This is a genomic window from Prevotella illustrans, from assembly GCF_017426725.1.
In the GTDB taxonomy this organism is placed as follows: Bacteria; Bacteroidota; Bacteroidia; order Bacteroidales; family Bacteroidaceae; genus Prevotella; species Prevotella illustrans.
The window spans coordinates 19,508-42,563 of record NZ_JAERMS010000025.1 but is presented as its reverse complement, the minus strand read 5'-3'; the positions used below and the strand labels follow the sequence as shown (position 1 = coordinate 42,563).

The following is a 23,056-nucleotide window of genomic DNA, read 5'->3' as shown; positions in this document are numbered from 1 at the left end:
CGGTAGATATCATTGATACTTGTAAACCTGTCCCCATTAATTTTCTACTGACCCCTTATTTTACAGTTTTTGATTATTAACACCGTTTGCTTGCCCGAATCTTTTAGCCGTCTGTCGCAAATGTCTTCTCAGCCGCCGACAATATAGATACTTTGGAATAACGATGATATCCTTTTAAAAATATCGTGTTTGAAGATGGGAACAAGCGATAAAATACTATATTTGTAGAATTAAAATGAAATGATAATAATCAATACCGAAATAGACTACAGATTAAAAGGTGCTATATTGCAGAGTCTGAGCTATAGGCTCGTATAACATAAAAGGCGAGTTGCCCCGCCTTGATTGTTTGCACAACGGAATAATCCTTATTGTGACTTGCTTGAAAAACTGTGGCAAATATAAAGAATTAATAACTAAGGACCAAATAAAACAGTAAGAAAATGAAAACAATTCTTGGATTAGACTTGGGAACCAATAGTATTGGTTGGGCTAAAGTCTCTGTTGATGACAATGGGAATTATTTGCACGACATTAAGTTGGGTAGTCGTATTATCCCCATGAGTCAGGACACTTTAGGTAATTTTGACAAGGGAGTAACAGAGTCGCAGACGAAAATCCGCACGAGCTTCCGCGGCGTGCGGAGGATAAGGGAGCGTTCTTTGTTACGGCGTGAGCGATTGCACAGGGTGCTACATGTGATGGGTTTTCTGCCTCCTCATTATGATTCGGCCATCGGATGGAACAAAGAAGCCCCCATTACTTATGGCAAATTCCTCTATCACGGCGAACCGAAGTTGGCATGGGAACGGCAGGAAGATGGTTCGATGCGTTTCCTTTTTATGGATTCTTTTCACGCAATGATGGTAGACTTTGCTCATCATCAGCCGGCATTGGTCGCAGACGGAAGGAAAATTCCATTAGACTGGACACTCTATTACCTGCGAAAGAAAGCTCTCACGCAACCTATTCGGAAAGAGGAGCTGGCGTGGATACTACTCAATTTCAATCAGAAACGCGGCTATTATCAGTTGCGTGGAGAAGAGGAGGAAGAGAATCCAACCAAGCGTGAAGAATACTATGAGCTGAAAGTTGTCAGCGTGGAAGCCGCGGAAGAAGGAAAAGGAGGCAACACATGGTATAACGTAAAGTTGGAAAACGGATGGATATATCATCGTCCCAGCAAGATTGATTTGAGCGATTGGGTAGGGAAGATAAAACAGTTTGTTGTCACAACGGAATATGAGAAAGATGGAATAACACTCAAGAAAGATAAGGATGGAGAAGTAAAACGTTCGTTCCGTGCACCCGGCGAGGACGATTGGGGACTGCGAAAGAAACGGACAGAGAGCCAGTTGGAAGCGTCGGGCAAGACAGTCGGTGCCTTTATCTACGACCATCTGCTGGCAGAACCGACGGACAAGATTCGTGGAAACTTTATCCGTACCATCGAACGTAAATATTATAAGCAGGAATTAGAGGCTATCTTGCGCGAGCAAAGCAAGTATCACGAGGAGTTGCAATGCAAGAAGATGCTGGAAAAGTGTGCGGAGGAACTTTACAGAAGTAATCAGCCCCATCGGGACAGCTTGCTGAAGAAAGATATGGTTTACCTGCTTCTGACAGATCTTATCTTCTATCAGCGTCCGCTGAAAAGCAAAAAATCGTTGATAGCCGACTGCCCTTACGAGCATTATGAATATGTGGATAAAGAAACGGGAGAGATAAAGCGACAGGGAATCAAGTGTATAGCGAAGTCGAATCCTTATTATCAGGAGTTTCGTTTGTGGCAGTTCGTCCTTAATCTCCGACTGTATGACAGGACAGATGACAAGGAAGTAACCGCTGAGTATCTGCCATCAAAGGAAGATTATGCCCGATTATTCATTTATTTGAACAATCGAAAGGATATTACTCAAGAAACTTTGCTGAAAGATTTTTTCAATTTGAAGAAAGTAAAGCGAGGGAGCGAGAAGGAGTTCCCTGTCCGCTGGAATTACATCGAAGACAAAGAGAAAAAATATCCTTGCAACGAAACACGCCACGAACTGCTTATGGCACTTGACAGGGCTGGTATGGAACGTAGCTGGCTCGACGATACTGCACGGCAATATCGCCTTTGGCACTTGCTCTACTCGGTGGAAGTTAAGGATGAGGCCGAGGGGGCGTTGCGTAAACTGAAGGACGACAAAGAGTTTGTCAGCGCTTTCTTAAAAGTGAAACCATTCAAGAAAGATTATGGAGCCTACTCTGAAAAGGCTGTAAAGAAGCTATTGGCTGTCATGCGTATGGGGAGTTGCTGGCACGAAGATGATATCTGTAAAGAAACAAAGAAGCGGATAGAGCATATACTACAAGGGGATGTAGAAGAAAAAATCAGAGAACGAATGAACCATACAGCTTATTCGTTAGGTGAACTGTCCGATTTCCAAGGTTTACCCGAATGGTTGGCATGCTATGTGGTGTATGGCCGTCATTCGGAAGCTACAGAAATAAAACATTGGAAAACTCCGGAAAATCTGATGGCATATATCAAAGGCTTTAAACAGCATTCGCTTCGTAATCCTATTGTGGAACAGTGCATCCTCGAAACACTCCGAACGGTTCATAATATATGGAAGGAAGCCGGACGTATAGATGAGATTCATGTAGAACTTGGGCGCAGTATGAAGAGTACATCCGATCAGCGTGCCCGTATGACAGAGAATATTCTTAGAAATGAGAATACCAATCTGCGCATCAAGAATCTGCTGATGGAACTGAAAAATGACACGGACATCAAGGATGTGCGCCCTTCTTCGCCCATGCAACAGGAAATATTGCGTATCTACGAAGAAGGGGCATTGCAGGAGCTGACCAAGGAAGACAATGATTATGAGGAGATTTCCAAGATATCGAAGATGTCGCAACCTTCGGCAAAGGAGCTTTTGAAGTATAAACTCTGGCTGGAACAGAAATATCGTTCGCCTTATACGGGAAAGCCTATCTCTCTGTCTAAACTCTTTACTTCGGCTTATCAGATAGAACATATTATTCCGCAGAGTCGGTACTTTGATGATTCTTTTAATAACAAGGTGATTTGTGAGTCGGAAGTGAACGCGTTGAAGAGCAATATGTTAGGCTATGAGTTTATCAAGAATCATGGCGGGGAGATTGTTCACTGCACGCTGTTGGGTGATGTGAAGGTGCTGAGTGAAAGTGAATATAAGGCTTTCGTAACAGATCATTATGCCAATAATAAGTATAAAAAGGAGAAACTCTTGATGGAAGATATACCACAAGACTTCCTGAACCGTCAGCTGAATGACAGCCGATACATAAGTAAGGTGGTGAGAACTTTACTTTCAAATATCGTACGCACGGAGGATGAAATGGAAGCAACATCAAAGTTTGTTGTTTCTTGTACGGGTGGCATTACTGACAGATTGAAGAAAGACTGGGGATTGAATGATGTTTGGAATAGTATTGTTTATTCTCGCTTTGAACGTCTCAATGAGTTGACAAAGTCGGATGCTTTCGGCCGTTGGGAGAATAAGGAAGGTAAACGAGTCTTCCAAACTTCTGTTCCGTTGGAACTGCAACGTGGCTTCAACAAGAAACGTATTGATCACCGGCACCATGCCATGGATGCTTTGGTGATAGCGTGTGCCTCTCGCAATATTATTAATTATCTTAATAACGAGTCGGCCAATAGTCCGAAGAAGCGCGAAGACCTGCGACAGCAGCTTTGTGATAAGAACCGAATTATCCGCAAGCCATGGGAGAGTTTCACGCAGGATACTCGGGCGGCACTGGAGGACGTGGTAGTCAGCTTCAAGAACTATGTTCGCGTTATCAATAAAGCTACCAATTACTATGAGCGATATGATACTGATGGTAAGAAGACCATGGCAAAACAGAAAAATAAAGAGATGTGGGCGGTGAGAAAGCCGATGCATAAAGAAACCGTCTTTGGACATGTCAACCTTCGGCGAAAAGCGTTTATCAAGCTGAAGGATGCCTTAGAGAATATTCCGTTTATTTGTAACAAGGAACTGCGTGATTATATTAACGGCTTGGTGGAAAGGAATTTCAATACCAAACAGTTGCTTGCTCATTTCAGGAGTACTGATTATCGTTGGAACAAGCAGAATGTGGATAAGGTGGAAGTATGGCGATTCAGTGATGAGAAGGAACCACTTGTGGCAACAAGGAAACCGCTCGACACATCATTTGATACTAAACGCATAGGCTCTATTACCGATACGGGTATTCAGAAAATATTACTCAACTACCTTGAAGCGAAAGGAGGGGATCCTGCAATAGCCTTTACACCAGAGGGGATTGCCGAGATGAACCAGAACATAGCATTGTACAATGATGGTAAGATGCATCAACCAATATTGAAAGTAAGAATCTCCGAACCGATGGGGACAAAGTTTCAGGTAGGGCAAACAGGCAATAAAGCTGATAAATTTGTTGAGGCTCAGAAAGGCACTAACCTCTACTTTGCAATCTATGAGGATGAAGACGGAACCCGAACTTATAACACCATTCCTTTGAATGAGGTGGCAGAGAGACTGAAACAAGGATTGTCTCCTGTGCCGGAGAAGAATGAAAAGGATGTTTCATTGAAGTTCTATCTCTCACCTAATGACTTAGTGTATGTGCCAACAGAAGAAGAAAAACTGATGAAAGAATGTAGGTTGAATAAGGAGAGGATTTATAAGATGGCGAGTTCTACGGGGAAAGAATGTTATTTCTTGCCTTATTCCGTAGTAAAACCTCTTTATGATAAAGTAGAATTTGAATCTATGAATAAGATGGGCCGAGCTTTGACTGGTGAAATGATAAAGGCTGTCTGCTGGAAACTTGAAGTAGATCGTTTGGGAAATATTATTAGGGTTATTAAGTAATTCTTTCTTGCCTATGATAAAGAAGACCTTATGCTTCAGCAATCCAATTTACCTAAGTTTGCGAAATGCACAATTAGTATTGCATTTACCTGAAGTAGAAAGCAACAAGACATTACCTGAGGCGATGAAAAAAGAAGCCGAGCGCACCATCCCGATAGAAGATATCGGGGTGGTCATGCTTGATAACCAGCGTATTACAATTACATCAGGTGTGTTGGAGGCACTATTGAAGAATAATTGTGCAGTTATTACTTGCGATCAGAAGAGTATGCCTGTAGGTATGCTCCTCCCTTTGTGTGGTAATACCACCCAAAATGAAAGATTCCGTTCACAGTTGGAGTCTTCTCTGCCATTGCGTAAACAGCTTTGGCAACAAACTATAAAATATAAGATTCTTAACCAAGAACATGTCCTACGAGTCAATACGGACAAGGAAACCAATTGTATGCGGGTATGGGCAAACGAAGTGCGCAGTGGTGATCCGGATAATCTGGAGGCGAGGGCTGCAGCCTACTATTGGCGTAATCTTTTTATGGATAATCCCGATTTTGTTCGTGACCGAGAGGGTACGCCACCCAACAATCTCTTGAATTATGGTTATGCCATCTTGCGTGCTGTGATTGCTCGGGCGCTGGTGGGGAGTGGCTTGCTCCCAACTTTAGGAATTCATCATCATAATCGTTACAACGCTTATTGTCTGGCAGATGATATTATGGAACCCTATCGCCCATATATAGACCAACTTGTTATTGATATCATTCGCCGTAATGATGATATTTCAGAGATTACGAAAGAATTGAAAATGCAACTCCTGGGAATTCCTATGCTGGATGTGATTGTGAATGGCAAGCGTAGTCCGCTGATGATAGCTGCTCAACAGACAACCGCGTCTCTTGCGAAATGCTTTGCAGGGGAAGTTCGTCGCATTAGTTATCCGGAAATGTAACCGTTTATGTCCAGCTTCGATCGCTTCAGTGAATATCGGATTATGTGGATACTCGTCTTCTTCGACCTGCCAACGGAAACAAAGAAAGAGAAAAAAGCCTATATTGATTTCCGTAAATCTTTGATAAAGGATGGGTTTACCATGTTCCAATTTTCTATTTATGTACGTCATTGTGCAAGTATAGAGAATGCGGAAGTCCATATAAAGCGTGTCCGGGCATTTCTTCCAAAGTTTGGAAAAGTCGGAATTTTGTGTATTACAGATAAGCAATTTGCTAACATCCAACTGTTTTATGGCGAGAAACCGAAGCCTCCTAACGCTCCCGGTCAGCAACTGGAACTGTTCTAAACCTCTTTTGATAGAAAACAAAAATCCCACCCTTGACGAGTGGGACTTTGTCTTGTAGCACCATTTTTTATTTTTTGTAATATCTATGTATGGTATTGGTTATCACTGTTTTATAGATATTGAGTTGTTGTTGATACTACAAAGATAGTTGTTTTCAAGCAAATCACAACGATACTGAGCCGGCCTAAATCAGACGGTAAGTTGTTGTTGATACTACAAAGATAGTTGTTTTCAAGCAAATCACAACCCACTCTTGGAACAGTTCCACCGAAGAGAGTTGTTGTTGATACTACAAAGATAGTTGTTTTCAAGCAAATCACAACAGCGCTTAAGTTTTTCAACACAGGACGACAGTTGTTGTTGATACTACAAAGATAGTTGTTTTCAAGCAAATCACAACCAGTTTACACGAACTGCTACGCTCCACCTGTTGTTGCTGATACTACAAAGATAGTGATAATAATGCCAAAATTACTTTATGAATATGACAATACCTATATGACATGACAACTTTCTCTATAGATACCCGACCATGCCGTCAGCATACGCGAAACCATCGACACTTTTTACCTACTATACTCTCCGTAGATATCCCACAAGGTGTCTGAAAAGCCCCAGCCGCAATCCGTCGCATTGAGCATTTGCTCAACGCGTTCTTTGAAGTCGGCAAGCAGACCATATTCAGTAATGTATTTCATGGCCTTCTCAAAGTTGGTCTCAAGTGTGATGTAGTATTGTTCCCACATGTCGCCGAAGGTCATGGTGTATTCGCAGCCATTCTCAATGTAATAAATCATGAGGTCGGCGAGATAGAAAGGTTGGGGCTTCATCTTCTTGAAATCTGAGATGGCTTTTCTGCATGTGGCAAATGACGGCTTTTCTGAAAATCCCCGTTCGGGAAAGAACTCCTTGCGAATGATTTTCTTGAAGCGTTTGACCTCTTCTGCGCTGTTGGGCGTAGTGTAGAAGTCTAAATACATCTTGGCTTCCTTGCTGGCGTCATAGAGAGACATGATGATGTTGATGACGTTTTCTTTTGGAAGCGAATCGAGTTTTTTCCTTAACTTTGCTTTGGTCATGGTCCGTCTGCTTTAATAGTTTATACGCTTGAAAGTTCGTTCCAGAAATTCCCAATTCTCCGTGACGATTTTGTGCGCGTCGGCTTCTAATCCCTTAGGACAAGGGAAACGGAGATGGGGCAGCATGTCATGCTTGAAAAGATATTGGAGCATTTCATGGGTAGAAAGATGGATGAACAAGTTCCATTGCTCGGCTTGATCTGTGGTGGCGACGTAATATGGATTTCGCTTGTCACAAATACATTGCGCCGCATTGGAACAAGTATCGAAGCCTTTGGTCGGACTCGGAATAAACACTACGATGTTTTTACCGTCGCCTTGGAACAAGCCTACATGCGAATCGACATTTTTCAATCCCATATCTTTTAGTAGGAACTCCCGATATTCTTTTTCATCTCTGAAGTAGAAAAGCGGACTGTTGCTGGATAGCTTCATTAGTTTTTTATAGTTAGGAATGCCGATATCGGATGTTTTTCCGGTTTCTTCGGATGATTCCGTTTCAAGGCTGTTGTTATCGTTTGGAACCGTACTCATGACACCGTTCAACTCCCACCTGTCCTGATAGAATACAAGTGACATGATGATGTCGTTTGTCTTGCCAATCATGCCTCGCTTAAGATTTAGGGCCGTGTATTCCGCAAACCGTTCTTTGCCGTCGCTCGATTTGAAGAGTATGCCCTCATCCTGTTCTTCGATTACTTTATAAAAATCGATATTCTCAAAAACCATGTCCGAGAGACGCCGGGCATACCTGTTTTGCCCGTTGGCTTTTAAGATGCTTTCCAGCCATTCATAGGGATAAAGTGCAAGCGGGCCTATTTTAAACAGGAAAACGCTTAGGCTGTTTGTCATATATCTGGCCTGATCTATATCGGCCGCTTCTTTATAAAGATTCTCATATAGCTGTTCCTGTAAATCTTGATACGGGGTACTGATTTGAGGCGTGAAAGTAAGGTAACAGCTAAAAAGCAACCATTCCAGCGTGAAGCGCATCGTGATGAAGTCGTTCATGAAGTCGCACCGATGGAAATAGTCATGCAACGCTTCGTTGACAGGCAGCGTCTCGAAGTGATCCAGGCAGAAGTTGAATAAAACTTGTGCCGTATGGAGAATAAACGGATTGATGGGATGAATAAGTTCCCCTTCATTAAGAGACAAACTGTTCCAAATAAGAAATTGGATATCTTCAACGTTAGGCTCGTTCATAAAATATCCGTCCTCATCGATGGAATAGAAAGGAAGAGGCTTTCCGTAAAGTTCATTATGCTTCATGACAAAGCCGTGCCACAGCCCGCTCTCGGCAATGATATCTTCCATGTAAAGCGTGATGGTGATGGCAATGTCGATTCTTTCTTCTATACTGTTGTTCGGTAGTTGCTGATCAAGAATCGCCAGAACCTGATTTCCAAAACGTGCATATACAAAATCGGTATTGGAATCGAGTCGCTTGGGGTGTCTTCTCTTAATGTCAAGTGCAACAATCTTTGTCGTCATAATCCATAAAATTGATAGGGTTGGATATTGATGGGAATAATTTGTGTACCATAAAAAGGCTGTCTCCTGAAAGATATCTCGGTGAGCACCTCTTTAATTCTGTGGTTATACTTTTCGTAAATACTATAAGATTATTTGCAAATGTAGTAAATATTCTTGTATAAAGAGCTAAGAGAAGCGAAAACAATCCCATAATGTTCAATCTTTTAATTACAGACAGGCTGATAACCATCTTTCCATGTAGTTCTGCTTTGCCATCTTTTTGCATACACGTCCTCCCTTCCTTTGAACAGACTACGAAACAGCTTAACCTTATCATCAAGTGTAAGCCGTATGGAAGGAAAGATTATTGGAGAATAAAGAGAATCTACTGCCTCATCCTTTTTTAAGGTATATTCAATTCCATGCACACGCAGCAACGCCTTCAGTTCGTCATTCTCTTTTTGTAGAGTTTCGCAGCGTTGGAGAATTTGGTGATATTGTTCTTCGTTTATCATAGGATGCGCTATTGAATCAGAACGAGAAGGCTATTCCTTAATCAATTTGGCACAAGTTAGTGGCGAAATTCAGAAAAGAGCAATAAAAGCGTTTGATATACTTCAGATTGGTTACGGGGAAGCCTTTCGAGGAAGTAAACTCTGCCTTCAGATATCTACTGCGTGTATCGAGGAAACAGCTTCCCTAAGTGGTATTCGGCAGCTTCTCCATTCTCATCCGCCAATGCAGGTGCAATAGTTCGCTGTCCACTTGAACGGAAGCCTTTATCTGACTCTGTTGTATCCTCTCTTTGGAGATTTCAACCAGTCCCTGTATTCTCCGGTGTGAATAACTTCCTTGTTCTCTGTTTTTCTCATAAATGCGATAGAAGTTTTTGCAAATATAATCAAAGTCCTGTATAAAAGGGAGAAGCAAGAAGAAAATCCTTTCTCCCGATGTTCCTCTTATCATTATTTACCGGGGCTCCTTCAAGCCCCTTCTTGTACCATATTTTCCGGATGATCAGGCAGCTAAATAATTTGCAAGATACCTTCAAACTCCTTCTTACACTATATTTCCCCGTAAAAAAATATACAAATCACTATCAAAATTTGCTTCGAGAATAAAGTTCGTGACTAAAAACGTAGGATTTTGAAAGTTTCTATAAAACAAGCAGTGCTCTGATTATCAATAAATTATCAAAAAACGCAAAGTCCTTTCTTGTTAAAAAACAACTTGAAATGTCGAAAATACCCTTTAAAAGTAGCCTTTTGAGTTGCTAAAAGCATAGCAATGAAGAGGTCAAAGCATAGCTTTCTGTGTGTAAAAGCAGCCCTTTGATCTCGAAATGAGTTAAAAATGGCATCGCATAGGGGCATAAAGCGACCTTTCAGCCTTATTTTTCGATCTAACTGAAAGATTTTTAGAGGTCGTTTTTCTTACTACTTTCTTTACAAAAGCCAAAATCGGAGCAGCACCATCTACTTTTCATCTCTTCAATAATATCCTTAGTAATACCCTTAGATGATTCAGAAAGTTCTACTTCTACTATAGGTTCAGTTGCTTTTGTCCATTCCATATTATTTTAATTCTACTATAAATTTATTTTACTTCCTCGAATATACCCTACACTGCAATTATATTCGGCACAGCGGAATAATTGTATTCTCATCTATTTGTGTTATCTTTACAGACAGCTAAGTTCTGCTTGAAAAAAAGATATACTCAACAGCCTATGAAATTTGATGATGACAATATGAAATGGACGGTGCTGGCGACGGAGCCAATCATCTCCCGACCTTGGCTCAACGCTCGGCGCGACACGGTACGACTGCCTGACGGCCGCATACACGACGAATACTACGTGTTGCATTATCCCACGTGGATTAACGTGATAGCCGAGACCACCGACGGCAAGATTATCCTGGAAAGGCAATACCGTCACGGTCTGGGCGTGATGTCGACGGAGATTCCCGCCGGCTGTGTGGAGGCGGGAGAGACGCCATTAGAGGCGGCCCGACGTGAACTGATGGAGGAGACCGGATATGGCAATGGCGTGTGGACAGAGCTTTTGCGTGTGGCTCCCAATCCGGGGGCGATGGACAATTTCTGTTATAGCTACTATGCCAAAGACGTGGAACGCGTCGGAACTCCGCATTTCGACGCTACGGAAGACCTGAAAGTCTATCTCGTGGATAAGGCTGAGGTGCTCGAAATGCTGAAAAGCGGAGCGTTTCTCCAGGTCATGATGGTGGCTCCGTTGTGGAAATTCTTCTATGACTTGAAGTGAAAACCGCTACCATTTTTTCACGAAGTCCTTTACAATTCATCGGGCACTAAAAACTGTATTTCAGTTTTACCCATGCCTCGGAGTTCTTTCCATACGCGGCGAACTTCCCCTTGTCGGCATGGAAAAAGTCGTAGCCTGCGGTCAGTTCAATCTGGTCGTTGAGGGCGTAGGCAGCCGAGAAGCGGTTGAAGACACCGCCGTTTGTCACGTCGATATAGGCGAAGGTCGACAGTTTCAACGTGTTGCGCAGCAGTTCTTTGCCGATTCTTGCCGTGGCGAGGCCGGTGTTGCGGTAGACTGTGGCGTTATCGGGGCGGCCCGTCAAATGCCGATGGGCGTACTGAGCGCTGACGTTCCAGTCGTGACCCGGAAACCAGTCTATACCTATGAGCGCGTGGAGCACATTGCTGCGCAGAACGTCCATATCCACGGTAGCTTCCTGAGGCTCATCGAAGTAGCAGGCTGTTTCGCCCCGCAGCACAAACCGGCCGATCGGTAAGGCGCAGTCGGCGCCTATCATGGTCATGCGCCGATATAGCCCGTCGACACGCAGCGAACGTCCGTCGTCGGCTATATGGGCTGCCACGACCGGCATTTTGTTCCACGTGCGCAGGCCACTCAGCGAGAGATCAAGTCCGCTGAGGTTCAGGGTCAGCCGACCGCCAAACTCCATATTGGCCAGCCGCTTGGCCGGTCGACCGCTTTCCAGATCAATGGTATAGGGTAACGAAGTGGCTGTCGGTCGCAGGGCCCATGGGTTGTGTGGGTCGGTGGGCAGAATGCCGAACGCGCCGACGGGTATGCACACCGCTTCCAAAGTGAGGCTTCGCCACGTGTATCGGACCCGTAGCGCATTGACGGGAATGCGGATGTCGTCGTAGTCCTGTGCCAGAAACTCGGTGTAGTCCATCGGCGACACGCAGTCGGTAATGCACAGGGCGTCGGCCACGCCCCACACGATGATCTGTCGTCCCACGCGCAGGTCGACGTTGCCTTTGGCATAAGAGAGGTAAGCCTCGCGCAGTTCCAGTCCCGTGCGGTCGTTCAGCAGGGCGTTGTAGGTGGCGTTGAGCGAGAGGAAAAGCGAGGCCGGCCCTTTCTCGAGCGTCACTTCGCCGCGTGCCCGTGTCCTCGACGCCATCCAATCGGCCTTACCCTCAGTCCTGACGGCGTGGTAGGTATCGAGAAATCCTTTCACCCTGACTTGCAGCGACGGGTCGTCCGAGGCGTCGGAGGCTTCCCGTTCGATGGCTTGCCGCTCCATGTCGGCCGTCGTCTGAAGCAGCGTGTCGGTCTGCGCGCGTGCCCGTGCCGAGAGCAACGGCACAAGCAGCAGAATCCATAATCGCAGCCGTTTCATGTCAGAGTCCTTTCTCCAATTTGGAAACGGTGAAGAGGTTGGGCGACACCTTCACGTTGAATTTCTGATTGCTCATGCGGATGAGGGTCTGATGCCCCGTCTGCACATTCTCCATCTGCATGGAGTGCATCGTCCAGAAGCCCTGTACTTTCTCTATGTTGGAGATGGTAAGACTGCGGTGCAGCTTGTTGAGTTTGTCGTAATATTCGGCTTTGACCGGTATCAGACAGTCCTGTCGAATCCACGTGACACGTCGCGTGTAGATGTCGTCCTTGCCATAAGGCACCGACTCCACCACCCAGCAACGGTGTCCGTCGAACGTTTCCTCTCGCACGAAAGTATGCTTTTCCTCGTCCACACTGCGGGTGCTCATGTCGTCGTAGGTGAAGTCGCTGCCCATGAAGTAGTCGGTCTTGGACGACTTTCCACTGATGCGGCGGGTCTTTTTCATGGCCGGCAGATAGAGCCATTTGTCGTCTACCTTGTCCGTGTTGTCGTAATCCCAGGTGAGAAAGCCCGTTCCTTTCACGTCGCCGGGGTAGGTGAAAAACATGATTTTCTTGGTGTCCTTACCGATGTCCATGGCCCACGACTCCAGTTTGCGTACCCGTTTGTGGCCGCTTTTCTGAATAAGCGTCATCTCGATGGCGGCATAACGGCTGTCGCCGTCGGCCCGGTTTTTTACTTTCTGCATGATCTCTCGGCCCGACAGCTGGGCTGCCTGCGCGCCGCCGACCGCCATCAGGGCGATGAGCGATAGTATGAAATGTCTTGTTTTCATTGGATTTGTTATGGAATGATGAATATTGAATGATTATTTTTTACCGAACACGCGGAGATACTTGAAGAGGATGGGCGTGAGGAAAAGGTCGGCCAAGAGTGCCGACACCATGCCCGCCACGGCCAGGATTCCCCAGTTGCGTATCTGCGTGGCGTCGGAGAAGATGAATCCGGCGAACGTAGCCGAGACAATGACCGTCGACATGACGATGGCCAGGCCTTCGGTGCGGAACGTACGGTTGATGGCTTGCTGATAGTCGCCGCATCGGTCGTAGGCCACATGGCAGTGGTTGATGAAGTGGATAGTGTCGTCGACGGCGATACCCAGCACCATCGGGATGAGCGACGCGGTCATCATGTCGAGCGGATAGTCGAGCCAGCCCATCATGCCGCCCACGATGATGGCCGGCGCGATATTGGGAATCATGCCCACGAGGCCCACTTTCCAATTACCGAAGATGAGCACGAGAATCATGCCGATGACCAGCACCGAGAGCAACATCGACCACATCTGTCCGCGTTCGACGTATTGCTGCATGGCGGTGAACTGCGGAAGGTTGCCCACCACCGTTACATGGGCATCGGGAAACAGCCTGCGGGCTTCCCGTTCCAGCGCGTCCATTTCCTTTTCGGCCTCATTGGAGTTGTAATCTTTCATCTCTAACTGTAAGCGGAACCGCTTGTAATCGTAATCCATCCAGTATTCCGCCTCGGTGCCGCCGGCGTTTTCGTAGAGCAGCAACAGCTGCGCCACCATGTTGGCGTCGGCCGGAATGCGATAGAATCGCGGGTCGTTGCCGTTGAGCGTACAGTTCATGTCCTTCACAATGTCGGTGATGGAGTTATGGCGCTTGGTCAGTTTGTAGCCGTCGGCCGTTGCTGCCAGCCGGTCGAGTCGTCGCAGGTTCTCCGGTTTCTTGGCGTCGTTGTCGTGGGGCAGCGTAATCATGAGGTCGTAGGCATACATGGTGCCGAGTTCTGTCCGGCAGAGGTCGAGAAACTTCTTGACATAGGGAATCTTGTGGCCCATCGTCTTCTCGATGTCGAAGGCCGGTTCGATGAAGAAGAGGCCAATGCCGCAGAAGGCGGTGAGCGCTGCCGACGAGACGATGACGGAGCGGTGGTTGCGCATGATGAAGTTGCCGAAGCGCTCAAAGCGGTTGGCGATGTAGCCCTCTAAGCTTTTCGACATGTTGGCGGCCGGCTTGCGGTCTTTGCCGAACGACAGCACGACGGGCGTGACGAACAGACAGGTGAGCAGCACGGCCAGCAGACACAGCGAGGTGTTGATGCCGATGGCTTTCATCGGAACAATCTTCATGGCGAGGAACGTCATCATGGCCGCCACGGTCGTGAGGCCCGACAGGAGCACGCCCCATCCCGTCTCGCTCACGGCTTCGACGATGGAGAGCCGGCGGCGGCCCGTCTCTACGAAGCGTGTTTTGAAGAAGTTGTAGAGATGGATGTTGTAGGCAATGGAGCAGGCGAAGGTGAGAATCACGGCAATCATGGCCGTGGACATGTCGATATAGAGTCCGGTCCACCCGATGACGCCGAAGCCGATTACGAGAGCCAGAATCGAAGTGAGCAGCGGCGCGACAACACCCCGCAGCGAACGCGTGACGACCAGCATGACGACGATAGAGACCATGAAGGCGAAGAGGAACAGCCTGCTCAGTTCGTTTTGCAGATAGATGAACTTCTCATAGCCCAGATAGGGCATGCCCGAGGCGTTGGGCGACAGTTCGGCATATCGGGCCTTACCGATGATGCGGCCGGTCTCCTTACCCGTAAGCATGTCGGGCGCGATGTCGCTCGTTTGCTTCCACACGCTGTCCTCGGGAAAAGGTCGCAGCTTCACCATGATCCAGGTCATCGTGGCGTCTTGCGACACCATCTTCCGGGCCAGGTAGGGCTTGCTGTAAGCCTTGCGCTTGATTTCGCGCAGCGCGGCCGCGTCGGTCGGTATCCGGTCGGGCACAATCTGCTCGATGGTCATGCCCTCTTCCGTTCCCACGGCAAACTCGATGTCGGTGAGCGATGTCACCTTGTCGGCATAGGACAGGCTGTCTTTCAGTTCGTTGCTTAGTTCGCGAATGAGTGTCAGGCTGCGAGTGGAAAAAATATCCTTGTTTCTGACCAGCACGGCCACGTAGTAGTCGTTGCCGAAGATCGACTTGAACTCATTCGTTTTGAGAAGCATGGGGTCGTCGCTCACGAAATAGTCGTCGAAAGAGGTGCGCATGATGATGCGCTTCGTACCTACGAACGAGAAGGCGACGAGGATGGCGAACAATCCCGCCACGATGAAGCGATGGGAGAGTATCCAATCGGCCAGTTGCTTGAATTTATGGTTGATTTTTTCGATTTTCATTGTGGTTTCATTTGATTTTTGATGAAAACGGTGGGCATTTTTTGCTCCCAACGGTGATTTTTGATGAAAACGTCGGGCGTTTTTGCTCCCAACGATGATTTTTGATGAAAACGGTGGGCGTTTTTTGCTTTCAACGGTGATTTTTGATGAAAACGGTGGGCGTTTTTCGTTCCCAACGATGATTTTCAGCTTTCCCTATGCCGGGAAACGCTGTTTTCCTGTTGCAACTCCACCATATGGGCGAACTCTCCGTTACGTGCCAACAACTCATCGGGTGTGCCCTGTTCGCTCACCGTTCCATCGCTAAGCACCACGATGTGGTCGGCATTGCGGACGGTGCGCATGCGGTGGGCGATGATGATAACAGTCTTGTTGCGCACCAGTTCGGAGATACCGGCCTGTATCTTCGTTTCGTTCTCGGCGTCGAGACTGGCGGTGGCTTCGTCAAGAAGTATGATTGGGGCATTCTTCAGCAGGGCACGGGCAATGGAAATGCGCTGCCGTTCGCCGCCGGAGAGGGTCTCGCCATTTTCGCCGATGACGGTATCGTAGCCTTGCGGCATTCGGCTGATGAAGTCATCACACTGCGCCATTCGGGCGGCATTGCGCACTTCCTCGTCGGTGGCGTCGCGCTTGCCGATGCGGATATTGTCGGCAATGGAGGCATTGAACAGCAACACGTCTTGAAAAACAATGGAATAGTGTTGCAGCAGCGTTTCGGGGTCAATCTTCGAGATGTCGTTTCCCCCCACAAGAATCTGTCCGTCGTCGATGTCCCAAAAGCGTGCGGCGAGCTTGGCGGTGGTGCTTTTGCCTCCACCCGACGGTCCTACGAGGGCGGTAACGGTGCCTTGGCGTGCGATGAACGAAACATTGTGCAGCACTTGCTTCTCGGTTTCGTAGGCAAAACTTACGTTGCGGAACTCGATGTCGTAGTTTTCGAGTCGGACGGCTGCGTTTCCTTCCTGCGCGGGCATGCTTTCTATTTCCTTCATGCGGTTGATGCGCACGTCGAGAAAGGAGAGCAGGGCGAGAAAGTTGCACACTTCGATAATGGGATTATAAACCATTGCCGAAGCAATAAGGAAAGCCAGATAACTGAACATCGACACTTCGCCCTGCTGCAACAGCCACGCTCCCACCAATATAACGGTGGGCATGCCGAGCTTGAGCAGCATTCCGGCGAGGTTGAGGAATACGCCTGACAGGAGTTCGCCGCGCACCAGCTCGCGCTCGTAGCCCTTCAGCCGTTCGTCGAAACTGCGGCAGTATGCCTGTTCGCCGCTGTACGACTTTATTTCCTGTATGCATTCCAAGCCTTCCTGTATCTGTTCGGTTACGCCGCGCTTCACTTTATAGTGCTCGACGAAGGCTTTGTGGAGCTGACGGCGCGACAACAGCAAGGTGGTTACGGCAAGCGGAACGACCCAAAAGAGGGCTAAAGCCAAGTGCCAGTTGTAGCAGAACATACCCACGGCGATGATGACGACGCTCAGAGCCGACGCAAACAGTTGGGGAACAGCGTGCGAGAAGGTTTGTTCGAGCATCGTGCAGTCTTCCATTACGGTAGAGGTGAGGTCGGAAAGGTTGCGTTCGCCGAAGAAAGCGAGGGGCAGTCGGCGCAGCTTTTCTGCCACTCCGATGCGGCGTTGCGCGCTCTCGTTGTAGACGGTGGTGTAGGTGCTGTCGTACTGTCGGCGTGCTATGAAGAACATAAGCACTGCCAACGCCGCTGCCACAAGCACGTAGAACCACAGCGTGTGCGGCTCGGTGTGGGTGTCGGCATCGATGTATTCCATGAGGAAAAAGAACAAATAGGTGGGCGGCAGCATCAATGCGAGGTTCAGCAGTGTAGAGAAGGCGATGCCATTCCGCAAGTCTTTCGCTCCTTTTTCGGTAAGGGCGAACCGTTGTTGAAGATATTTAATCATAGTTTTATGTCCTTTCTGTTAGGTTTTATAGTTTCCATGCCACCGCCTTTTGGTATTCGTTCCACATCTTATAATATAGCGCGGCTTGTTCCATAAGTTGTTGGTGCGTGCCCTGTTCGGCTATTCTGCCGTTATCTACCACGACAATGTTGTCGGCATCTTGCACGGTGGTCAGTCGGTGGGCTATCATCAGCACGGTTTTTCCACGTGTCAGATGGGCAAAGGCTTGCCTGATAAGGTGCTCGTTTTCGGGGTCGGCAAAGGCGGTAGCTTCGTCGAGCACCACGATGGGGGCATCTTTCAGAATGGCACGGGCAAGCACTATACGTTGCTGTTCGCCGCCGGAGAGGTATGTTCCCTCCGCTCCTATCACGGTATTCAGTCCCTGTGGCAGCCGCTCGATGATTTCCCGGCTCTGCGAAAGGTCTACGGCACGGTTCACCTGTTCCATTGTTGCGTCGGGACTGCCGTAGCGTATGTTCTCCAAAATGGAGGTCTTGAACAGTCGGGTGTTCTGAAACACGAACGACACGTTGCGCATCAGCGTTGCCTTATCCATGTTCCGAACGTCTATGCCGCCTATTTTCAAACTGCCTTCGCGCACGTCCCAGAAGCGGGGAACGAGCCTTGCGATGGTTGTCTTGCCACTGCCGGACGATCCCACCAGCGCAACGGTCTTGCCTTGCGGTATGTCGAGGTCGATATGGCTTACGGCATCGCGCTCCGCCGCTTCGTATCGGAACGACACATTGCGCAAGCTGATGTCAAAGGCCGCTGCTTTCTCGGGGTTGGAACTTTCGGGAAGCGGCGGCGTAGCGGTGAGTTGCTCCAACCGGTCTACCGCTTCGTTTGCCAAAAAGAGGTTCTGGCTGAGGTGCATGGCTTTCATTACGTTGGCCGAAATGACGGGTGCGATGAGCACATAGAGCACCATATCGGCAACGATGACCGTTGTTTCGCCGCCGTGCCCTATCATTATGATGCCCGTAGGAACCAGCAGAAAGGCGAAAGCATTGATGGCTACGGTGTAAGCAGACATAGGTGTGCGCCACGAAAGGGTGTATTTGATGACGAGGTCGCGGTAGTTGATGATGCTGTCGTGAAAGCGTTTGAACGAGAATACCGTCTGTTGGAAGACTTTTACGACGGGTATTCCGCGCACGTACTCTACGGCTTCGGCACTCATTTTCTCCTGTGCGTCGAGGTACATACGCTGGAAATGGTTGCTTTTAGGGCTCATCATATAGCCCATAATGCCGAAGGCGCACACTATCGGCACCATTGCGGCAATGCCCAACTGCCAGTCTACCGCCATCAACAGCACGACAATGCCGATCGGGGCAACGATGCTGCCTGCCACATCGGGCAGTATGTGTGCCACGAAAGAGTGTGTCTGGCTCGAATCTTCGTCGATAATCTTGCGCATGCGCCCCGTGTTCTGCGTGTCGAAATATCCCAACGGCACACGCATAAGCCGCTGCATGGCAGTGCGCCGCATATTGGTTTCGATGCGGAAAGCGGCAAGATGCGAGAGCATGAGGGCGGCAAAGTAGAGCAAAACATTCGCCACCGACACCACGAACGCCGCAATGGCATAGTCCCACACGGGCGTATCGGCAAGATTTCCGTCGGCAGTGAACAGCGTGCGCACCACCAACCACAAGAAAACAAAGGGAACCAGCGACAGCAAACCATTGACTGCCGACAGTACAACAGAGCAGGGAAGCAACAGTCTGCGCCCTCCCATGTAAGTTCCTAAACGTTTGAGTATTGTTATCATAGTTTTTTATTATGTTTAAAAAAGTTTTTTCTCGTTCCTCGAAAAGTGCGTTTTCTCGCCATGGCAATGCTCAAATAAATTTGGCATTGCTCATTTGGCTGAACGAAAACGTTGTTTTACGGTTTCATCAGTTCTTTCCACCCGGCCACGCTGTAGGCGGCATACTGCTTGAGCGCCCGGTCGATCTCGCTGTCGTCATATTCTTCGTGTTCCACGAGTTCGGAGAATATCGTCATCCAGGTGGAACTGGTGATGTGGAGAAAGAACGGCGAGATGTCGATGTTGATGTAAGGATAGCGCGCTTTCATCAGTTGCATGTATTCAGAACCTATCTTTATCTGGTGCTCTACAATTCTTTCCTTGTATCCGGAAAGCGATGTTCCTTCGGCATTGAACAACAACAGTCGGAGTTCGGGACGGTAATTCTTGATAAGTTCTTTCATGGCTTGGATATACTCGTCCTGAAACGTGTTGGCGTTGAACACCTCTATATTCAGCCGATGCTCTTCGTTGTGCGACAGCATGTGACGGTCGAGGGTGTCGATGAGCGGTTGGAGCACCGCACGAAACAACTCATCCTTGCTTTTGAAATAGTTGTATATATTGCCGGTGGCAATGCCGGACTTCTGCGCCACGGAACGGATGGAGGTGTTTCGCACGCCGTGGGTGACGAATTCCTGGCGGGCTACTGCCAGAATACGTTGTCGGATGTTATCTTTTAATATCTGCATGGGCTGTTTTGAGAAACAATAATGAATCTTGTTCTATTTTGTTCACAAAAAAAGCGCGCTGTTCTTGACCGGAACGGCGCGCTTGATGTGATGAGCATATTTGTCTGATTGGAATATGGTATCTGTCTTTGGGCATAAGAAAAGTTTGATATTGCAAAAATAGTAACGAAACGAAAAGGTCGCAATACCCAGAAAAGAGTATTTTAACCCAAATCGCTCATTAGAAACATGATTTGATGATATCTACCGCACCCTGAATTATCTTTACATATACCCTCAAAAAAGTGGCATTATTCTGAAAAAGAAAAGAGATGGGCGAGAATAATCGATTGTAGAGCAAGTTTATAAAACGCTGGTTATCAGTATGTTGTGCTTTTTAGCGTATTTTCCCCTCGTTTTTTTACCCTTAATCGTTATGCTTTTAGGCCGTAATCGTGGCCCTTTCATCGGCTAAAAGCTATGCTTTGGTCGTGTAATTGCTATGCTTTGAGCCGATAAAAGCATAGCTTTGAGCATAAAAGGATATAGAAATCGGCAAAGTGAAGGACTTTTTCGGCATGCCGGCACTTAGATGACATGTTGCGGAAGTGTTAAAATCAGGTAGTTTTTTCTAACAAATCACGGAAGCGCTGAATCAATTGGATGAGCTTACAAGTGATGAAGCCGGAGCCTTCATCATCGGTGCGTCTCTCCCGCTCCCATAAACGATTGACAGATTTATACGACTTCATCGCTTGCAGACTTGTCCCCACAAATGATCGAGTGAGCCCTATTCCAGTCATAATCGTATGGGATTTCGTAAAACTTCATAATAACTTTAAGTATTACGGCGATTTTTTATATATTTGTAAACGAATCAATGCTTATTGGAAACTTGTAGTTGTGCCGTGACATTGTGTCGAGAAAGGAATCGTAACTTTGTTTATATATATAATAAGGTATATATGAGGGTGGTTGCTTTCCGATGGTGAAACGAGAAACATGGCTAAGAAAGTTAACCGATACGCGAATTGTAAACAATAACAACAAATATATATGGCAACAGTAGACGACAAAAAAGTTATCTTCTCAATGGTAGGAGTGTCGAAAATCATTCCGCAAAACCAAAAACAAATTCTGAAGAATATCTATCTCTCATTCTTTTATGGCGCGAAAATCGGTATCATCGGTCTGAACGGTGCCGGTAAGTCGACGCTGATGAAGATTATCGCCGGACTGGAACAGCCCACGCAGGGCGACGTCGTATGGAGCCCGGGTTATACAGTGGGCTATCTACCGCAGGATCCGCCGCTCGACGAGACCAAGACCGTCAAGGAAAACGTGCAGGATGGCGTGCGTCAGGTGTACGACGCTTTGAAGGAATACGACGACATCAATGTAAAGTTCGGTCTGGAAGAATATTACGGCGACCCTGACAAGATGGATAAGCTGATGCAGCGGCAGGCCGAACTGCAGGATATCATCGACGCCACCGACGCTTGGAACATGGATTCGAAGCTCGAACGCGCCATGGCCGCGTTACATTGTCCGCCGGGTGACTGGCCTGTGACCAATCTTTCCGGTGGCGAGCGCAGGCGTGTGGCCCTGTGTAAGTTGCTCCTGACGAAGCCCGACGTGCTGTTGCTCGACGAGCCTACCAACCATCTTGACGCCGAAAGTATCGACTGGCTGGAGCAGCATTTGCAGCAATATGAGGGCACGGTCATCGCCGTTACGCACGACCGTTACTTCCTCGATGACGTGAGCGAGTGGATATTGGAACTTGACCGTGGCGAGGGTATTCCATGGAAAGGGAACTATTCTTCGTGGCTGGAGCAGAAAACCATCCGCATGGAGCAGGAGGAGAAGACCGCGTCGAAGCGTCGCAAGACCTTGCAACGAGAACTGGAGTGGGTGCGTATGGCTCCCAAAGCCCGCCAGGCTAAGGGCAAAGCTCGCTTGAACTCGTATGAGCAAATGCTCAACGAGGAGCAGAAGGAGCGTGAGGAGAAGCTCGAAATCTACATTCCCAACGGTCCGCGTCTGGGAAACAAGGTCATTGAAGCGCAGCATGTGAAGAAGGCTTTCGGCGAGAAAGTTCTCTTCAACGACCTCAATTTTATGCTACCGCCCAACGGTATCGTCGGGGTTATCGGTCCCAACGGCGCCGGCAAGACGACACTCTTCCGCCTGATTATGGGACTGGAACAGGCCGACGGAGGCACGTTTGAGGTGGGCGAGACCGTGAAACTGGCGTATGTAGACCAGCAACATAAGGATATCGACCCCAACAAGTCGGTCTACGACGTGGTGGCACAGGGCAATGAGACTATCCGCATGGGCGGACGTGATGTCAACTCGCGCGCTTACTTGTCGCGGTTCAACTTCTCCGGTACTGACCAGAACAAGCTCTGCGGCGTGCTTTCGGGTGGTGAGCGTAACCGTTTGCAGCTGGCCATGGCCCTGAAGCAGGAGGGCAACGTGCTGTTGCTCGACGAACCGACCAACGACATCGACGTCAATACTCTGCGGGCCTTGGAAGAAGGCTTAGAAGCCTTTGCCGGTTGCGCTGTCGTCATCAGCCACGACCGTTGGTTTCTCGACCGTATCTGTACGCACATTCTGGCTTTCGAGGGCAACGGCGAGGTGGTTTACTTCGAAGGAGATTACTCTGAATACGAAATCAATAAAGCCCGTCGACTGGGTAACGAGGACATCAAGAAAACCCGTTACCGCAAGTTGATGGAAGACTAAACGACACCGTGATGATGACACAAGAAGAAAAAACAAAGATAGAAGAACGTATCGTAGACGTGTTGAAGACCGTTTACGACCCCGAGATTCCCGTAGACATTTGGAATTTGGGCATGATTTATAAGGTGGAAGTGAACGACGATGGTGGTGTCGACCTGGATATGACCTTTACGGCGCCCAGTTGTCCGGCGGCCGATTTTATCTTGGAGGATGTTCGTACCAAGGTAGAGAGTGTCGAAGGGGTCACTTCGGCGAATGTTAACCTTGTCTTTGAGCCGGCCTGGGACCAGAGCATGATGAGTGAGGAAGCCAGGGTGGAGTTAGGATTTGAATAGAAGA

Annotated in this window: 16 protein-coding genes; 6 read left to right on the top strand and 10 right to left on the bottom strand. The window is 47.9% G+C overall.

The window, feature by feature from the left end; translation table 11 throughout:
- The first annotated feature begins 443 nt into the window (after positions 1-443).
- From cas9 to cas2, 3 genes are read left to right on the top strand one after another with little or no spacing between them, the layout of a single operon-like run.
- A complete protein-coding gene (gene cas9 / locus JHU38_RS08310) occupies positions 444-4,895 on the top strand; it encodes a type II CRISPR RNA-guided endonuclease Cas9 (protein ID WP_107581337.1) in 4,452 nt (1,483 codons plus the stop codon).
- Positions 4,896-4,908: 13 nt separating this feature from the next.
- Positions 4,909-5,841, top strand: coding sequence for a type II CRISPR-associated endonuclease Cas1 (gene cas1, locus JHU38_RS08305; protein ID WP_107581336.1), 933 nt, complete (start codon positions 4,909-4,911; stop codon positions 5,839-5,841).
- Positions 5,842-5,847: 6 nt separating this feature from the next.
- Positions 5,848-6,189, top strand: a complete 342-nt coding sequence (gene cas2, locus JHU38_RS08300) for a CRISPR-associated endonuclease Cas2 (protein ID WP_107581335.1) — start codon at positions 5,848-5,850, stop codon at positions 6,187-6,189.
- A 566-nt stretch (positions 6,190-6,755) separates the two neighbouring features.
- On the opposite strand, the gene JHU38_RS08295 is transcribed toward cas2, so the two are convergent.
- The 4 genes from JHU38_RS08295 to JHU38_RS08275 form a co-directional block, all read right to left on the bottom strand.
- Positions 6,756-7,268 (bottom strand): DUF6155 family protein, encoded by a 513-nt coding sequence (locus JHU38_RS08295; protein WP_107581333.1) that lies wholly within the window; start codon positions 7,266-7,268, stop codon positions 6,756-6,758.
- 12 nt (positions 7,269-7,280) lie between these two features.
- Positions 7,281-8,762, bottom strand: coding sequence for a DUF3843 family protein (locus JHU38_RS08290; RefSeq protein ID WP_107581332.1), 1,482 nt, complete (start codon positions 8,760-8,762; stop codon positions 7,281-7,283).
- 206 nt (positions 8,763-8,968) lie between these two features.
- Positions 8,969-9,259, bottom strand: coding sequence for a TOTE conflict system archaeo-eukaryotic primase domain-containing protein (locus tag JHU38_RS08285; RefSeq protein WP_107581331.1), 291 nt, complete (start codon positions 9,257-9,259; stop codon positions 8,969-8,971).
- A 902-nt stretch (positions 9,260-10,161) separates the two neighbouring features.
- Positions 10,162-10,317, bottom strand: a complete 156-nt coding sequence (locus tag JHU38_RS08275) for a hypothetical protein (RefSeq protein ID WP_158267273.1) — start codon at positions 10,315-10,317, stop codon at positions 10,162-10,164.
- A 156-nt stretch (positions 10,318-10,473) separates the two neighbouring features.
- On the opposite strand from JHU38_RS08275, the gene JHU38_RS08270 reads away from it, so the two are divergent.
- On the top strand, positions 10,474-11,028 hold the full coding sequence (locus tag JHU38_RS08270; RefSeq protein ID WP_107582324.1) for an NUDIX hydrolase: 555 nt from the start codon (positions 10,474-10,476) through the stop codon (positions 11,026-11,028).
- A 46-nt stretch (positions 11,029-11,074) separates the two neighbouring features.
- On the opposite strand, the gene JHU38_RS08265 is transcribed toward JHU38_RS08270, so the two are convergent.
- The 6 genes from JHU38_RS08265 to JHU38_RS08240 all read right to left on the bottom strand — a co-directional run bounded on the left by JHU38_RS08265 (position 11,075) and on the right by JHU38_RS08240 (position 19,984).
- Positions 11,075-12,388, bottom strand: coding sequence for a DUF1302 family protein (locus JHU38_RS08265; RefSeq protein ID WP_107581328.1), 1,314 nt, complete (start codon positions 12,386-12,388; stop codon positions 11,075-11,077).
- Position 12,389: 1 nt separating this feature from the next.
- A complete protein-coding gene (locus JHU38_RS08260) occupies positions 12,390-13,169 on the bottom strand; it encodes an outer membrane lipoprotein-sorting protein (protein WP_107581327.1) in 780 nt (259 codons plus the stop codon).
- Positions 13,170-13,202: 33 nt separating this feature from the next.
- Entirely contained in the window at positions 13,203-15,542 is a 2,340-nt protein-coding gene (locus tag JHU38_RS08255; RefSeq protein ID WP_107581326.1) for an efflux RND transporter permease subunit, read from the bottom strand.
- Positions 15,543-15,727: 185 nt separating this feature from the next.
- A complete protein-coding gene (locus JHU38_RS08250) occupies positions 15,728-17,473 on the bottom strand; it encodes an ABC transporter ATP-binding protein (RefSeq protein ID WP_107581325.1) in 1,746 nt (581 codons plus the stop codon).
- A gap of 25 nt (positions 17,474-17,498) precedes the next feature.
- Positions 17,499-19,253: an ABC transporter ATP-binding protein gene (locus tag JHU38_RS08245; protein ID WP_107581324.1), complete on the bottom strand. Its 1,755-nt coding sequence runs from the start codon at positions 19,251-19,253 to the stop codon at positions 17,499-17,501.
- A 116-nt stretch (positions 19,254-19,369) separates the two neighbouring features.
- Positions 19,370-19,984 (bottom strand): TetR/AcrR family transcriptional regulator, encoded by a 615-nt coding sequence (locus JHU38_RS08240; protein ID WP_107581323.1) that lies wholly within the window; start codon positions 19,982-19,984, stop codon positions 19,370-19,372.
- A gap of 1,035 nt (positions 19,985-21,019) precedes the next feature.
- Here JHU38_RS08240 and ettA point away from each other — a divergent pair.
- Complete coding sequence (gene ettA, locus JHU38_RS08235) at positions 21,020-22,717, top strand: energy-dependent translational throttle protein EttA (protein WP_107581322.1); 1,698 nt, start codon at positions 21,020-21,022, stop codon at positions 22,715-22,717.
- 14 nt (positions 22,718-22,731) lie between these two features.
- Positions 22,732-23,052 carry a metal-sulfur cluster assembly factor gene (locus tag JHU38_RS08230; RefSeq protein ID WP_107582323.1) on the top strand — a complete coding sequence of 107 codons (321 nt, stop codon included), beginning with the start codon at positions 22,732-22,734 and terminating at the stop codon, positions 23,050-23,052.
- Positions 23,053-23,056: the final 4 nt, after the last annotated feature.